The organism is Mycobacterium basiliense, assembly GCF_900292015.1.
Lineage (GTDB): Bacteria > Actinomycetota > Actinomycetes > Mycobacteriales > Mycobacteriaceae > Mycobacterium > Mycobacterium basiliense.
On sequence record NZ_LR130759.1, the window covers coordinates 4,497,929 to 4,514,744 of the forward strand.

Consider the following 16,816-nt stretch of genomic DNA (forward strand, 5'->3'; position numbering starts at 1 on the left):
GAGTCGACACACAATCCGATAGAAGCGCAGCGGACGCCTGTACTACGAAGAGGACATACGTTGAGCGACAATCCGTTTGATTATGGGTCAAGTTCCGCAACAAGCTGGCGCAAGACGCGACTTCAGGTGACGGACCGGCCGGCTCGAAATCGTCACATGGAAAGTAAGGGTCAGGCACTTCCGCTGACTCGGGGGCAGCTTGATATCTGGCTTGCACATGAGACGGGTAGTCACGGGGCCGCCGACTGGCACCTGGGCTACTTCATCACCATTACGGGCGCGGTGGTGCCCGATGTGCTTGAATGCGCGATCCGGTTGGTGCTGAAAGAGGCCGAACCGCTTAGGGCGGCATTCTTTGAAGTGGATGACGAAGTTGTCCAACGGGTCGTGGATTACTTAGATTTCGAGCTTGTCACCCATGACCTTACAGACTCGCGAGATCCGATAGGAGAGGCCTATAGACTCGCCGAATCCATCCGGCGCACGCCAATAGCCCTGACCGAAGGTCCGCTGACCAAATTTACTCTGTTTCAGACACGATCGGATCAATTTCACCTGCATGCGTGCTGGCACCACATCGTTTCAGACGGGTTCAGCTCCATCCTTATTGCCAATCGATTCGCTGCTGTTTATTCTGCGTTGATTTCTGGCGCACCGGTTCCGCCAGCCTTTTTCGGCTCACTGCGCGATCTGGTGGATTGCGAATCAGCGTATGAGGAATCCGATAGCTACGCCGAAGACTTAGCCTATTGGCGAAGCACCCTTTCACAACTTTCGCAGGAAGAACGGCCGGATCATCGGCTGACACGGGTTGCCCACAAGCGGGATCCGTCTTTGATGTCGGACCTCGCCCAGCTGGACAACACAGTCGTAGCCCGTGCGCAGGGGCTAGCTCAAGCGCTGGGAGTGCGTCGATCGTCGATTCTGACGGCGGCATGCGCGCTTCTGGTGCATGGGTGGTGCGCGTCGGGCTCGGAGGTAGTGCTCGATTTCCCAGTAACCAGACGCGTCCGGCCAGAGACGATGGCAATTCCCGGGATGTTCTCCGGGGTTGTTCCGCTGGTGGTGACCGCTCGACCGCAGGCGACCGTTGCCGACTTTTGTCGGCACGTTGATATGCGGATACAAGAAGCGGTACGCCATCAAAGGTTTCCGCTGTCCATCCTTCGCCGCAACGGCAACTTCCACGGCGCCACGGAGGCAGACAGACTTTGTATCAATTTTGTTCCCTCGACGACTCTGCTGCCCTTCGGTGATGCTGCGGCATCGGCGTCACCCACCGCCTCTGGTTTTGGCCCCCGGCATTCTGGATTGGTCTTCCTACGAGATAACGACCAGCTCTATTTGGCTACCGTTGGGGGCGGGAGTCTGTTCTCGAGCTTCCGCGCCGCCGAATTGGGTCACCTCTTGCAGCGGGTGTTGATGGCGGTCACCGTGGACCCGGCACGAAGGTTGTCATCGATTGATCTGCTCGATACCGGCGAACATGCCCGCCTAGACCGATGGGCTAACCGGGCGGTCTTGACCCCACCCCCCGGTGGCGGGGCCTCACTTACACAGCTATGGACCGCTCAGGTCCAACGCAGCCCCGACGCGGTAGCGCTGACCTACCAGGCCCACTCGTTGAGTTACCACGAACTCAACCAAGCCGCCAACCAACTCGCACACCTGCTGGTCACTCGGGGCGCGGGCCCAGGTCGTTTCGTGGCACTGCTACTGCCACGCTGCCACCAAGCCATCATCGCGATCCTGGCGGTACTCAAGACCGGGGCAGCCTATCTACCGATCGACCCAGCACTGCCGCCAACCCGGATCGGCTTCATGCTCACCGACGCCGCCCCCATCGCCGCACTGACCACCACCGCGCTAGCCACCCGACTAGACCAACACAACCTGATCACCCTCGACATCGACGACCCCGACATCCAGACCTACCCGGCTACCGACTTGCCGGCACCCGCCGCGCAAGACATCGCGTATCTGATCTACACCTCAGGCACCACCGGCATACCCAAAGGGGTGGCCATCACCCACCACAACGTCACCCAACTGCTCAGCGCACTGACCCCGGATCTAACGAAGCCAGGACAAGTATGGTCGCAATGCCATTCCCACGCCTTCGATTTTTCGGTGTGGGAGATCTTTGGTGCGCTTTTACACGGAGGGCGACTAGTCGTGGTGCCCGACGAGGTAACCCGCTCACCAGAACAGTTCCACGCCCTGCTGACCACCGAACAAGTCAGCGTCTTAAGCCAAACCCCATCAGCGGTAAAGATGCTCTGCCCGCAAGGATTGGAGTCAGTGACCCTGGTGGTAGCCGGGGAGGCCTGCCCGGCAGAGGTCGTCGATCAGTGGGCACCTCAACGGGTAATGATCAACGCCTACGGCCCCACCGAAACCACGATATACGCGGCGATGAGCGCGCCATTAACGCCGGGACCAGCCAGTAGAGCAGCACCGCCGATCGGGTCGCCGGTGCCAGGGTCGGCGTTGTTCGTGCTGGATCGATGGTTGCGTCCGGCGCCGGCGGGAGTCGTCGGTGAGTTGTATATCGCCGGCACGGGAGTGGGCGCGGGGTATTGGCGGCGCCCAGGGTTGAGCGCGACGCGGTTTGTCTCGTGTCCCTTCGGCGCAACGGGCACACGGATGTATCGCACCGGAGACCTGGTCTGTTGGAACACCCAGGGACAACTGGAATATGCCGGCCGAGTCGACCAACAAGTCAAAATCCGCGGGTACCGCATCGAATGCGGCGAAATCGAAGCCGCCTTAACCGCACTCGAAGGAGTGCAACACGCCACCGTGATCGCCCGCCAGGACCACCCCGGCGAACAACGTCTAGTGGGCTACATCACCGGAACCGCAGACCCGGCCAAGCTGCGCGCAGCGCTAGGTCAACAACTGCCCCCCTACATGGTCCCCGCCGCCGTGGTAACCCTGCAGACCTGGCCCTTGACGGTCAACGGCAAACTCGACAAACACGCCCTACCACCACCCGAATACACCACCACCGACACCTACCAAGCCCCCACCGGCCCAGTCGAAGAAACCCTGGCCCGCATCTACGCCCGCGTTCTAGGCCTCCAACGCGTCAGCGTGCAGGAATCATTTTTCGACCTCGGCGGAGACTCACTGCTGGCAATACGAGCCATCGCCGCAATCAACAAAGCCCTCGGCGTCGAACTCGCCATACGCACCCTATTCAACGCACCGACGATTGCTCAGCTCGCACTGCGTATCGGTGATACTCCTGGCGGGCTGACACCGCTGGTGGCTGTCAAGCGGCCTGCGGTGGTGCCGTTGTCGTTTGCCCAGAGCCGGTTGTGGTTCATCGATCAATTCAACGGGCCTTCACCGGTCTACAACATGGCCACCGCGTTCCGGCTATCTGGGCACCTCGACACCGAGGCCTTGGGTGCGGCGTTGGCCGACGTGGTGGGCCGCCACGAGTCGTTACGCACGGTGTTCCGCGCGGTCGAGGGCATACCCCAGCAGCTGATCCTGCCCGCCGAGCAGACCCACCTGGGCTGGGACGTCATCGACGCGACCCAATGGCCACCCAGTCAGCTAGATGAGGCCCTAGGCGCGGCAGCTCGTTACACGTTCGATCTGACTACCGAGATCCCCCTGCGGGCACAGCTTTTCGCTGTCAGCGACCAAAAACACGTATTGGCGGTGACGGTGCACCACATCGCTGCCGACGGCTGGTCGCTTCCGGTGTTGGCGAATGATCTCAGTGTGGCCTACGCCAGCCGGTGCGCACGCCAGACGCCGGCCTGGGCCCCCTTGCCAGTGCAGTATGCCGATTACACGCTATGGCAGCGAGCAAACCTCGGCGACCCCGACGACAGCGACAGCCCCATCGCGGCGCAACTCGCCTATTGGGAGCGGGCCCTAGCCGGGATGCCAGATCGGCTGCAACTTGCCCCCGATCGGCCCCACCCCCGGGTGGCCAATCACCACGGCGACACTGCCGCCGTGCACTGGCCGGCCGCGCTGGCCCAGCGGGTGCATACGGTGGCCAGCCAGCACAACACTACGAACTTTATGGTCATTCAGGCCGCCCTGGCCGTGGTGTTGTCTCAACTCAGCGCCAGCACCGATGTGGCCATCGGGATCCCCATCGCCGGGCGGCGCGACCCTGCCCTCGATCAACTCGTCGGGTTTTTCGTCAACACCTTGGTGTTGCGGATTGAGATAGCTGGGAATCCCACCTTCGCTGAACTGCTCGCCCAAGTACGCGAGCGCAGCCTAGCCGCCTACGAACACCAAGACGCGCCCTTCGAGATCCTCGTTGAACGGCTCAAACCAACCAGATCCCATACGCATCACCCCCTGATCCAGGTGATGCTGGCCTGGCAGAACAGCCAACCCGCCGCGCTGAAATTGGGTGACCTCCAAGTCAACCCGCTACCACTACACACCCACACCGCCCGCATGGATCTGGTGTTTTCGCTGACCGAACACTGCAGCCTAACCGGCACACCCACCGGCATCAGCGGCAACGTGGAATTTCGCACCGACATCTTCGATGCCACCACCATCGACACCCTCATCGCGCGCCTGCAGCGGGTGTTGATGGCGGTCACCGTGGACCCGGCACGAAGGTTGTCATCGATTGATCTGCTCGATACCGGCGAACATGCCCGCCTAGACCGATGGGCTAACCGGGCGGTCTTGACCCCACCCCCCGGTGGCGGGGCCTCACTTACACAGCTATGGACCGCTCAGGTCCAACGCAGCCCCGACGCGGTAGCGCTGACCTACCAGGCCCACTCGTTGAGTTACCACGAACTCAACCAAGCCGCCAACCAACTCGCACACCTGCTGGTCACTCGGGGCGCGGGCCCAGGTCGTTTCGTGGCACTGCTACTGCCACGCTGCCACCAAGCCATCATCGCGATCCTGGCGGTACTCAAGACCGGGGCAGCCTATCTACCGATCGACCCAGCACTGCCGCCAACCCGGATCGGCTTCATGCTCACCGACGCCGCCCCCATCGCCGCACTGACCACCACCGCGCTAGCCACCCGACTAGACCAACACAACCTGATCACCCTCGACATCGACGACCCCGACATCCAGACCTACCCGGCTACCGACTTGCCGGCACCCGCCGCGCAAGACATCGCGTATCTGATCTACACCTCAGGCACCACCGGCATACCCAAAGGGGTGGCCATCACCCACCACAACGTCACCCAACTGCTCAGCGCACTGACCCCGGATCTAACGAAGCCAGGACAAGTATGGTCGCAATGCCATTCCCACGCCTTCGATTTTTCGGTGTGGGAGATCTTTGGTGCGCTTTTACACGGAGGGCGACTAGTCGTGGTGCCCGACGAGGTAACCCGCTCACCAGAACAGTTCCACGCCCTGCTGACCACCGAACAAGTCAGCGTCTTAAGCCAAACCCCATCAGCGGTAAAGATGCTCTGCCCGCAAGGATTGGAGTCAGTGACCCTGGTGGTAGCCGGGGAGGCCTGCCCGGCAGAGGTCGTCGATCAGTGGGCACCTCAACGGGTAATGATCAACGCCTACGGCCCCACCGAAACCACGATATACGCGGCGATGAGCGCGCCATTAACGCCGGGACCAGCCAGTAGAGCAGCACCGCCGATCGGGTCGCCGGTGCCAGGGTCGGCGTTGTTCGTGCTGGATCGATGGTTGCGTCCGGCGCCGGCGGGAGTCGTCGGTGAGTTGTATATCGCCGGCACGGGAGTGGGCGCGGGGTATTGGCGGCGCCCAGGGTTGAGCGCGACGCGGTTTGTCTCGTGTCCCTTCGGCGCAACGGGCACACGGATGTATCGCACCGGAGACCTGGTCTGTTGGAACACCCAGGGACAACTGGAATATGCCGGCCGAGTCGACCAACAAGTCAAAATCCGCGGGTACCGCATCGAATGCGGCGAAATCGAAGCCGCCTTAACCGCACTCGAAGGAGTGCAACACGCCACCGTGATCGCCCGCCAGGACCACCCCGGCGAACAACGTCTAGTGGGCTACATCACCGGAACCGCAGACCCGGCCAAGCTGCGCGCAGCGCTAGGTCAACAACTGCCCCCCTACATGGTCCCCGCCGCCGTGGTAACCCTGCAGACCTGGCCCTTGACGGTCAACGGCAAACTCGACAAACACGCCCTACCACCACCCGAATACACCACCACCGACACCTACCAAGCCCCCACCGGCCCAGTCGAAGAAACCCTGGCCCGCATCTACGCCCGCGTTCTAGGCCTCCAACGCGTCAGCGTGCAGGAATCATTTTTCGACCTCGGCGGAGACTCACTGCTGGCAATACGAGCCATCGCCGCAATCAACAAAGCCCTCGGCGTCGAACTCGCCATACGCACCCTATTCAACGCACCATCCGTGCGACGCTTGAACGAGCAATTGCACAACCCCGCCCGCGCGGTGGCCGACATGCTTCCTATCGAGACCCTCAACACCGGTAGGGGCGTTCCATTGTTCTGTATTCATCCGGCCGGCGGGATCAGCTGGCCATATCAGGCTCTGGGTTCACACTTGGATTGCCCAATCATTGGCATTCACCAGGTGCCGCAAAACGGGGAAGTTGTCGCCAAGTCAATTCGGTGCATGGCAAGAAACTATGCCGACAGAGTGCAGGCGATCGATCCCGTCGGTCCGTACAGACTTCTTGGCTGGTCTTTTGGTGGAGCACTAGCTCATGAACTGGCAATCGAACTGAGTCGACGTGGTTCGGTGGTCGAACGCCTTATTGTCTTGGATGCCGTGCCCGCCTTCAAAATCGACAGACCCGCCGAGCAAAGGACTCGAGATTTTATCGAACTTGAAGTGCTGAAAGAGACGATGCGGTTATACCAAATCGACCTCCCCGCAGGGACGAACCGCCTCAACTACGACCAACTCGAGGACCTCGTTCGCCACCAACGTAGCGATCTGGACGTCATTCTTCCCTCCAGGAAGCTCATAGAGTTCATCGTCGACAATGCGGCCACCAACATGGACCGGTGCTGGACAGCAACCCCGCCCGATATATTTGACGGGGACCTGATTATATTCTGGGCCGCGCAAAGCGTAAATAACGCGAATACAAGCCTGCGAGAGATTTGGCACCCCTACGTCACTGGGGATATCACCATGCACTCGGTAGACTGTGTTCATGCGGATATGCTCACGCTCAGAGCGATTAGTAATTACGGAGCCGAACTCAATAACCTACTAAACGCCTAGGTTAAAAGGCCCGCGCTGAGCGCCCCCCCCCCAAAAAAAAAATCCACACAGCCACACCGGTCACATGGGCCCCACGGGACGCTGGGAAGTCCGGTGGGCTTTTTGCCCGCCTTCGAGCGACAACTTCGCGTATGTCTCGCCGATGGTGCGATTTGTCGCTCGAAGGCGGGCACGCCCAACATCGCCGCCCCGAGGGGGCCCTGTGGCGGATGTGACATCCGGGGTGCGACGACGCAAGCCGGCGAATTTCCGCTCTGCGGTGCCGATGCGCTAACCTGGCCGAGCGTCACGGCGAGGGTGGCTGACCGGTCTACACCTGACTGTCAGAGCACCGTTATCGACGGAGACCGACGGTATGTCGCGATCCTGGCCGTGCCCCAAACAAGGCGCCGAGCACACAGGAGCGACACAATGGCTACCAAAACGGCCACCACAAGCAATCAACTCGCGGTCACGGTACGTACCCAGACGGGCAAGGGCGCGTCCCGCCGGGCCCGCCGGGCCGGCAAGATTCCGGCCGTGCTGTACGGACACGGCGCCGAGCCACGGCACCTCGAGCTACCCGGACACGACTATGCAGCAGTGCTTCGACACTCCGGCACCAACGCGGTCCTGACCTTGGACATCGCCGGCGAGGAACAGCTGGCGCTAACCAAGGCACTGGATATCCATCCGATCCGCCGCACCATTCAGCACGCCGACCTGGTGGTGGTGCGCCGCGGCGAGAAGGTCGTCGTCGAGGTCAGTGTGGCCATCCAGGGCGACGCCGTATCGGGGACTCTGGTTACTCAGGAAACCAACACCATCGAAATCGAGGCCGAGGCGCTATCGATCCCCGAACAGTTGACGGTGTCCATCCAAGACGCCGAGGCGGGCACTCAGTTCACCGCCGGGCAGATCAGCCTGCCGTCGGGCGTCAACCTCATTTCCGACCCGGACATGTTGGTGGTCAACGTGGTCAACGCCCCGACCGCCGAAGAACTTGCGGCCGAAGGTGAGGAAGCGGAGGCGGAGGTAGGCACCGCCGATGAGGCCGGCGACGCCGAGGCCACCGACGAGTCCGAATAGGCGGCTCGCGACGTGGCCGAACCCCAGCTGGTGGTCGGCCTGGGCAACCCGGGAGAGAACTACGCCCGCACCCGCCACAACCTCGGGTTCATGGTTGCCGACCTACTCGCCGCCCGCATGGGCGCGAAATTTAAAGCACACAAGCGCTCCGGCGCGGAGGTCGTCACCGGCCGGCTGGCGGGACGCTCGGTGGTGTTGGCCAAACCACGCTGCTACATGAACGAGTCGGGCCGCCAAATAGCGCCGTTGGCGAAGTTCTATTCGGTGCCCCCGGCCGACATCATCATCGTCCACGACGAGCTCGATCTTGATTTCGGCCGCGTCCGGCTCAAATTTGGTGGCGGCGAGGGCGGCCACAACGGGGTACGGTCCGTGGCGGCTGCGTTGGGCACCAAGGACTTTCAACGGGTGCGGATCGGGATCGGCCGTCCGCCCGGTCGCAAGGATCCCGCCGCATTTGTGCTGGAGAACTTCAGGACGACCGAGCGTCCGGAGATCCCCACGATATGCGAGCAGGCCGCCGACGCCACCGAATTGCTCGTCGAACTGGGCCTAGAGCCCGCCCAAAACCACGTCCACGCCTGGTAGCGCCGATGGCGGAGCAATTGTCTGGCCGCCGCGGCCGTGGTGATGGTGTGGGTGGCCTGCGAAATCTCCTGCCCGGCGTCGGCTGCGTGGCATCGAAAAACGCCTTGCCGATCTGTGGATTACCGACAAAGAAGCGATGCGCGCCCGCCAACGCCAACCCGTTGGCCGCCAGATAGTAATGCCCCGGTGACCGCAGTTATCCATGTCGTGGGCTTGGCCACCGTGTCGATGTGCCCATGTCACCCAGGCAACCGGGCGCATTCGGCCGCCCGCGCCGCGCGGGAGCTATGTAACCAGGGTCAGCGAGGTGGACCGTCGCAGCTTGCCCGACGGCGTCTTCGGGATGGTGCCCGGACCGAGCACCACGACGTTGCGCGGCCGCACATCGACCTCGGCGACCACCTCGTGGGCCACCTGATGCTCGATGCGACGCACCTCGGCGGGATCCTCGAAAGCATTCGATTCCACGGCAACGGCGAAGGTCTCCCGAGAGTGGCCGGCATCGAGCCGCACGGCCACAGCACAGCCTGGGCGCACGCCCTCGACGCGACCTGCCGCCCGTTCGATGTCGGTCGGATAGATGTTGCGTCCGGCCATGATGATGACGTCCTTGACCCGCCCGCACACCACGACGTGACCGTTGTCCATCCGGTAGCCGAGGTCACCGGTGTCATACCAGCCCTGCTGGTCCTGGGCCGGAATGAAGCCACCCATGGTGATGTATCCCGGTGTCACCGACTCGCCACGCAGCTCGATCACCCCGACACCGCGGGCCGGCAACACGTTGCCGTCCTCGTCGACGATGCGGGCCTCGATACCCTGCAGCAGCGGACCCAATGAGGCCAGCCGGCGGGTATTGCCCTTGGCAGCCGGTACCGCGCGGCGCAGCGCCGCCAGCAGGTCGGCATCGACCTCGTCGACCACTAGACCTGCACCGCACTCGGAAAACGCGACGGCGAGCGTGATCTCGGCCATGCCGTAGGCCGGAAGGATCGCTTGCGGCTTCAGTCCGAACGGGGCGCCGGCATCACATAGGTCTTCAACGTCGGCGGGTTCAACCGGCTCGGCGCCGGACAGCGCGAAGCGCAGCGTGGACAGATCGAACTGACCGGGTTTGGCCTGCTTGCGCAGCCGCTTGGCAAACAGCGAGTAGGCAAAGTTTGGGGCCGCCGTCATCGTCCCGTGGTACTTGTCGATCAGCTTGGCCCACAGCAGCGTGTCCCGCATGAAGTCCATCGGGGTGACCTTGACCAGCTCACCGCCGAAGTACATGGGCACCGTCAAGAAGCCGATCATGCCCATGTCATGGAACAACGGCAGCCAGCTGACCATCACGTCAGTCTCTTCGTTGTATTCGGCGCTGATGTACATCGCCTCAAGATTGGCGAACAGGTTGCGGTGGGTGATCTGAACCGCTTTGGGAGATCCGGTCGAGCCGCTCGTCAATTGCATCAACGCCAGGTCGTCCTCGCCGGCATCGATGGGGTCGATGGGGTCAGACGCCAACAGCTGCTCGACGGTCAGAACTTTGATGCCGCGCTCCTCGAGCACTGGAGCGGCCGCCATGAACGGATCGGAGATGACCACCGCCTTGGCCTCGATCATGTCGATGACGGTCGCGGTGTCCGCGGCCCACAGCACCAGGTCGGTGCGCGGGGTGGGCTGGTGCAGCATGGTCAGGCTGGCGCCGCGCATCCATAACCCCTGGGCGGTCGGGGCGATCTCGACCGGCGCACCGGCGAGCACACCGACCGCGTCGCCGGGGCCGACGCCGACCGCTGCCAACCCACCGGCGATCTGACGCGCCCGCTCGTGCACCTCGCCCCAGGTGTGGCGAACCGGGCTGTGCGGTTCACCGGTGACCATGCCCTTGGTGGTCTCGCGGGCGTTGCGGAACATCTTCTCGCTAAACCTGCTCAAGGCAACCTCCTTGGTTCGGGCCCAAGACCCGGGTTTTCATGTTCCGCCTGCTGGACATCACATTGCGACAGGCGCGCGCACACAGTTGGGGAGCGATTGTGTCTCGAATCGGTGATAAGCCGAAGACCCAACGCTGGGTCACTCGATACGCAGAATCAGGCGTCCGCCCAGCGCTATGCCGGACGGACGAAAAACTCGCAGGATTTGCGCACTCTTGCTCACCACTACTCGTCACCGCGGATTATCTTAAGCAACTCTTAAAGAACTAGCCAAACCCCGGCGTGTTTTGAGGCAGATTTCACAATCCGGTCATTCGCCGTTAGTCCTGAGTCATCGGGGTCGGAACCACACGGGCCCCCGGTACCGGTCCGGTGGCGACTCGCACCGTACGGCAGACCCCGGCACCGGACAGCTGGGCGCCGACGTCGATCGCCGACTCCGCCGACTTGCACAGAAACGCGCACGTGGGACCCGAACCGGACACCAGACCTGCCAGGGCCCCGGCCTCCTCGCCCGCACGCAATGCGCGCCGCAATTCCGGATCCAGGCTCACCGCGGCCGACTGCATTTCGTTGCCCAGCAGTGGCGCCAGCTGCTCGGGATCACCCGCGGCCAGAGCCGCCAGCACCGGCCCGGGCTCGGCCAGACGCGGCGGATTGCCAACGTCCCTGAGCCGGTCCAGCTCGGTGAACACCGCCGGCGTGGACAATCCGTGGTGGGCGAAGGCCAGCACCCAGTGGAAGGTATTCCGGGACAACACCGTGGCCAACTCCTCGCCGCGACCGGTACCCAGCGCGGTGCCGCCGTGCAGCGCGAAGGGCACATCGCTGCCCAACCGCGCGGCCAGCATGCGGAGGTCGCGACGAGGCACATTGAGCTCCCACAGTGAGTTCATCGCGACCAGCACGGCCGCCGCATCGGCGCTGCCGCCCGCCATGCCACCGGCGACCGGAATGGATTTGTCGATGAGAATCGACACATCCGGTGCCCGCCCCACATGTTCGGCCATCAGCTCGGCCGCCCGCCAGGCCAGGTTTCGTTCGTCGGTGGGTACCTTGTCGGCTCCCTCGCCGACCAGTTCGAGGGACAACACGTCCGCGTTGCGCACCGTCACCTCGTCCACCAGCGACACGGCATGAAACACCGTGGTCAGCTCGTGATAGCCGTCCGCACGCCGATCGCCCACCGCAAGGTACAGGTTGACCTTTCCGGGCACCTGAACGGTGACCGACCCGGTAGGCACCCACAACTCAGCGGTGTTGCCGTCAGAGGGTGACACCGCAGCAGACTATCGCTGCAACCGTCGATCCACACGTATCGGTGCCCCGGAGCCGACGATCAGGTCGCCGAAACCTGGCCGGAGGCGTGGCGCTCCCCTCCGGCGCCGCTGGGACCGACGCCATCGCCGGACCGGTCGCCGGAGCGCCGGAGTAGCCGCACGAAGTCGTCGATGGACAGCGTCTCACCGCGCCGGGAAGGGTCGATGCTGGCCGCTAGCAATCGATTCGCCGACTCGTTACCCGATCCCGCCCACTCCAGAAACGCGTTTCGCGACGTCTTACGGCGCTGCGCAAAAGCGATATCGACCAGTTCGAACACCTTGCGGCGAAATGCTTCGTCGGTGGGCCATGGCGAGGTCTCGTACCGATCGATGCGGACCAAACCGGAGTAGACGCGTGGGATCGGCCAGAAGACTGTCGGCGACACCGTGCCACAACGTCGGACCCGCCCGTAGAAGCCCACCTTGGCGCTGGGTACGCCGTATTCCTTGCCGCCCGGCTCGGCGGCGAGTCGTTCGGCGACCTCGGCCTGCACCATCACGGTCATAGACGTGATGGACGGGAATTCGGCAAGGAGATGCAACAACGCAGGGACCGCGACGTTGTAGGGCAGATTGGCCACCACCGCCGTCGGCTGGGTGGCCAGATCCTCAATATGCAAGGACAGGATGTCGCGGTTGTGCACCGTCAGCCGCTGGATCTCGCTATGTGAGTGCTCGGCCACGGTTTGCGGCAACCGTGCGGCCAGCACCGGATCGATCTCGACCGCCGTAACCTTCGCTCCACGGTCGAGCAACGCCAGCGTCAACGACCCGAGCCCGGGACCGACTTCCAGCACCTGGTCGGACCGGCCGACACCCGAGACCACACCCACCCGGCGCACGGTGTTGGCGTCGTGAACGAAGTTCTGTCCAAGAGATTTTCGCGGCCGAAACTCGAGTTCTTTGGCCAGCCGCCTGATCTCGGTACGTCCCAGCAGACGGATGGTCAGCGTGCCCCCGCTCGTCCACTGCACACCGGCCAGGCGCCCCAGCCCTGCCGTTGGCGGGTCACCTCGGCGACCGCGATCTGCTCCTCGCGGGTGGCCAGATCGGCGCGGGGGGCGTACCGCAGACCGCCGTTGGCTACCCAGGTGCCCTGGTCGAATTGCACGCCGCCGTAGTACCCGTTGCCGGTGTTAATGGCCCAGTTGCCACCGGCCTCGCAGCCGGCGATGGCATCCCAGATGGCTCCGTCGATTACCGCAGGCACCTCGGTGCCCGGCTTGGTGCCCACGCGCACCACCGCTTCGCGCGCGGGGGTCACCACGACGTTGGCGACCGGGAGCCGACCGGTAACGACACCATTGACCTCGGCCACCACGAACGTCACGTCCTGTGTACCCGGCACACCCGGGTCTTCGACCACTTCCCGGCTGATATTCATTTCCGGGTCTTCGATGCGCCGCGCGTTCGGCGGCAGTGGCAACCGCTCGGTGACTCGCTCGATGCGGTTACGGGTCACCTCGATGTGCATGCCGTCGACGATCGGTGTCGTCGCACTCGGCACCACCCGATCACTGTCTTGCAGCGGCACGCCGGCGGCGGTCAGCAGCGCCCCGACATTGGGCGCCGGAAGGTGGACCGCACGCTGCACACCGCCGTCGTTGAGCTGCACGGTCTTGGCACTCACCACGGGTAGGGCCATCCCGGCCAGCGGAACACGGCTGCCCCGGGAGGCCGTGGCAGGGGCCGTGTCGGTCATGGCGAGTTGGGCCAGGGCCTCGTCGATCGTCGACGCCGTCGTCCACACTTTCTTGACGTCGCGGCCGTCCAGCGAGATCTCCAGCGGCCGGCTGCGCCGCAGCACGATGTTGTCCTTGTCGTGCACCACCACGTCAGCGGCGGGGTACAGGTCGTCGCGCTCACCAACGGAGAACCCGTTCTCCTGGACGATGTCGATCACCCGCGATTTCATCGTCGTAACGCGTATCGCGGTTCCGTCGACGGTCAACGTCACGGTCTTCGAGGCAGAAACCGCGAACCCACCAGCGAATGCCAGTCCCAGCAGCAAGGCCCCAACTACGAGGCGCATCATCGTTGATTCGGTTTGATTAAGTTTCGTAAGCAGATTCACTGTGCGTCTATCCCAAACTCAGCAACAACCCGGTAGCGACTCAAGACCTTTTCAGCTGTAAATGACAAAATGGGCCCAGAGGCCCACCCGTTCGATCACAAGACGGTAACGAACCGACCAATGCTGAGCAACTCCGGCGTGCACGTGTTAGCGAGGACAACCGGTGTTCAGCCGATAGGCGGGCCCAATCGATATGCCCGGCGAGCATTGCTCGTCGTGACCTGGGCCACCTCCTCAGGGCGATGATTAACCAGCTCAGCAAGCGCTCGGACAGTGTACGGCAGGCAGTACGGTTCGTTTGCCGCGCCCCGGTAAGGATGCGGTGTCAAAAAAGGAGCGTCGGTTTCTACCAACAGCTGGCCCATCGGGATCAGCGGAACCGCCTCGTGTAGGTCGCGGGCGTTGCGGAAGCTCACCGTCCCGGACAGGCTCAGCAACCAGCCGGCCGCCACACACTCCCGGGCCATCGCAGCACCCGACGAGAAGCAATGGAATATCACTGTCTCGGGCGGGCCCTCGGCGCGCAGCACGTCGAGCACCTCGCGATCGGCCTGCCGATTGTGAATCATCAGTGGCTTGCCGGTCCGCTTCGCCAAGTCGATGTGCCAGGCGAAGGCCTCGCGCTGAACAGCTGGATCCGCGCAGCCCGCAAGGCGGCCGGGCCAGTACATGTCCATGCCGGTCTCACCGACCGCCACCACCCGCGGATGGGCCACCAATTCCTCGATCTCGCTGCGAGCGGCATCGGTCAGCGCTTGCGTGCGCGTCGGGTGCAACGCCACCGCGGCGTAGACCCGCGAATCCCACTGGGCCGCCCGCGTTACCCAGCGCGCCGATTCCAGGTCATCGGCAATGGTGACCACCGCTTCTACCCCGACCGCCGCGGCCCGGTCAACGATGGCGGCCACTCCCTGAGCGTCGGCCGCACCACACGCATCGAGGTGGGTGTGCGCGTCGATCAAGGGAACCAGGGGCTCCGGCGCGGGCGGTGCTTCTCGTTGGGCGGGGCGATTGGAGCTCACGCGCACACAATATGACTACCCAATAGGGTGGAGTCCCGATGAAGCCCTATTACGTCACCACCGCGATCGCGTACCCCAACGCGGCGCCGCACGTGGGTCACGCATACGAATACATCGCCACCGACGCGATCGCCCGGTTCAAACGGCTGGACGGCTACGACGTGCGCTTCCTGACCGGAACCGACGAGCACGGCCTGAAGGTGGCGCAGGCGGCCGAGGCAGCGGGCGTGCCGACTGCCGCGCTGGCCCGACGCAATTCGGACGTGTTCCAGCGCATGCAGGAGGCGCTGAACATCTCCTTCGACCGTTTCATCCGCACCACCGACGCCGACCACTACAAGGCATCCGAAGACATCTGGCGCCGGATGGAGGCTGCCGGTGACATCTATATGGACAACTACTCGGGCTGGTACTCGGTGCGCGATGAACGTTTCTTCGTCGAATCCGAGACCCAACTTCTCGACGATGGCGGCCGAATCGCCGTCGAGACCGGCACACCGGTGACCTGGACCGAGGAGCAGACCTACTTCTTCCGGCTGTCGGCCTACGCCGACAAGCTGCTAGCTCACTATCGCGCCAACCCGGATTTCATCGCACCCGAGGTCCGGCGCAACGAAGTCGTCAGCTTCGTCTCCGGCGGGCTCAAGGACCTTTCGGTCTCGCGCACCTCCTTCAACTGGGGTGTCCCGGTGCCCGGGCATCCCGATCACGTCATGTATGTGTGGGTCGACGCGCTGACGAACTATCTGACCGGGGCCGGCTACCCGGATACCGACTCGGAGTCTTTTCGCCGCTATTGGCCCGCCGATCTGCACATGATCGGCAAGGACATCATCCGGTTTCACGCCGTCTACTGGCCGGCGTTTCTGATGTCGGCCGGCATCGAGCTACCCCGAAAGGTGTTCGCCCACGGGTTCTTACACAACCGCGGCGAAAAGATGAGCAAGTCGCTGGGCAACACCGTCGACCCGATGGCGTTGATCGAAACGTTCGGCGTGGACCAGGTCCGCTATTTCCTACTGCGCGAGGTGCCCTTCGGCCAGGACGGCAGCTACAGCGACGAGGCCATCATCAACCGGATCAACACCGACCTGGCCAATGAACTCGGCAACTTGGCCCAGCGCTCGCTGTCGATGGTCGCCAAGAACCTGGGCGGAGTGGTGCCGGTACCCGGCGAGTTCTCCGACGCCGACACCGAGCTGCTAGCGACCGCCGACGGGCTGTTGGAGCGGGCACGCGCCAGCTTCGATGGCCAGGCCATGCATTTGGCCCTCGAGGCGATCTGGCTGATGCTTGGCGACGCCAACAAGTACTTCTCCGAGCAGCAGCCCTGGGTGCTGCGCAAGAGCGAGTCCGCCGCCGACCAGAGCAGGTTTCGCACCACGCTCTACATCACCTGCGAGGTAGTACGCGTCGCGGCACTGCTGGTTCAACCGGTCATGCCGACCTCCGCCGGCACGATGCTCGATCTGTTGGGCCAGGCCGAAGATCAGCGAACGTTCACCGCCCTCGGAACGCGGCTAGCGCCAGGCACCGTGCTCCCGGCTCCCACGGGCGTATTCCCGCGCTACCAGGTTGAGTGAACCGCGGCGCAACGAAGCAAACTCG

The 16,816-nt window shown here is 63.6% G+C and carries 9 protein-coding genes; 4 read left to right on the top strand and 5 right to left on the bottom strand.

Translation table 11 applies throughout. From position 1 onward, the window contains the following. Nucleotides 1-156 precede the first annotated feature (156 nt). The 3 genes from MB901379_RS18970 to pth all read left to right on the top strand — a co-directional run bounded on the left by MB901379_RS18970 (nucleotide 157) and on the right by pth (nucleotide 8,871). Nucleotides 157-7,215 carry a non-ribosomal peptide synthetase gene (locus tag MB901379_RS18970; RefSeq protein ID WP_232021903.1) on the top strand — a complete coding sequence of 2,353 codons (7,059 nt, stop codon included), beginning with the start codon at nucleotides 157-159 and terminating at the stop codon, nucleotides 7,213-7,215. 411 nt (nucleotides 7,216-7,626) lie between these two features. After that, complete coding sequence (locus MB901379_RS18980) at nucleotides 7,627-8,283, top strand: 50S ribosomal protein L25/general stress protein Ctc (protein WP_158018024.1); 657 nt, start codon at nucleotides 7,627-7,629, stop codon at nucleotides 8,281-8,283. 12 nt (nucleotides 8,284-8,295) lie between these two features. Beyond that, complete coding sequence (gene pth / locus MB901379_RS18985; protein WP_158018025.1) at nucleotides 8,296-8,871, top strand: aminoacyl-tRNA hydrolase; 576 nt, start codon at nucleotides 8,296-8,298, stop codon at nucleotides 8,869-8,871. A gap of 285 nt (nucleotides 8,872-9,156) precedes the next feature. On the opposite strand, the gene MB901379_RS18990 is transcribed toward pth, so the two are convergent. The 5 genes from MB901379_RS18990 to MB901379_RS19010 form a co-directional block, all read right to left on the bottom strand. Beyond that, a complete protein-coding gene (locus MB901379_RS18990; RefSeq protein ID WP_158018026.1) occupies nucleotides 9,157-10,791 on the bottom strand; it encodes a fatty acyl-AMP ligase in 1,635 nt (544 codons plus the stop codon). Between the two features lie 319 nt (nucleotides 10,792-11,110). Beyond that, complete coding sequence (locus tag MB901379_RS18995) at nucleotides 11,111-12,070, bottom strand: 4-(cytidine 5'-diphospho)-2-C-methyl-D-erythritol kinase (protein ID WP_197717824.1); 960 nt, start codon at nucleotides 12,068-12,070, stop codon at nucleotides 11,111-11,113. A 59-nt stretch (nucleotides 12,071-12,129) separates the two neighbouring features. Further along, complete coding sequence (gene rsmA, locus MB901379_RS19000; protein ID WP_408632391.1) at nucleotides 12,130-13,095, bottom strand: 16S rRNA (adenine(1518)-N(6)/adenine(1519)-N(6))-dimethyltransferase RsmA; 966 nt, start codon at nucleotides 13,093-13,095, stop codon at nucleotides 12,130-12,132. After that, nucleotides 13,059-14,186, bottom strand: coding sequence for a resuscitation-promoting factor (locus MB901379_RS19005; RefSeq protein WP_197717825.1), 1,128 nt, complete (start codon nucleotides 14,184-14,186; stop codon nucleotides 13,059-13,061). The genes rsmA and MB901379_RS19005 overlap by 37 nt, the downstream gene beginning before the upstream one ends. A 167-nt stretch (nucleotides 14,187-14,353) precedes the next feature. Beyond that, a complete protein-coding gene (locus MB901379_RS19010; RefSeq protein WP_197717826.1) occupies nucleotides 14,354-15,214 on the bottom strand; it encodes a TatD family hydrolase in 861 nt (286 codons plus the stop codon). 32 nt (nucleotides 15,215-15,246) lie between these two features. Between MB901379_RS19010 and metG the strand changes: the two genes are divergently transcribed. Then, nucleotides 15,247-16,791 (top strand): methionine--tRNA ligase, encoded by a 1,545-nt coding sequence (gene metG, locus MB901379_RS19015; protein WP_158018029.1) that lies wholly within the window; start codon nucleotides 15,247-15,249, stop codon nucleotides 16,789-16,791. Nucleotides 16,792-16,816: the final 25 nt, after the last annotated feature.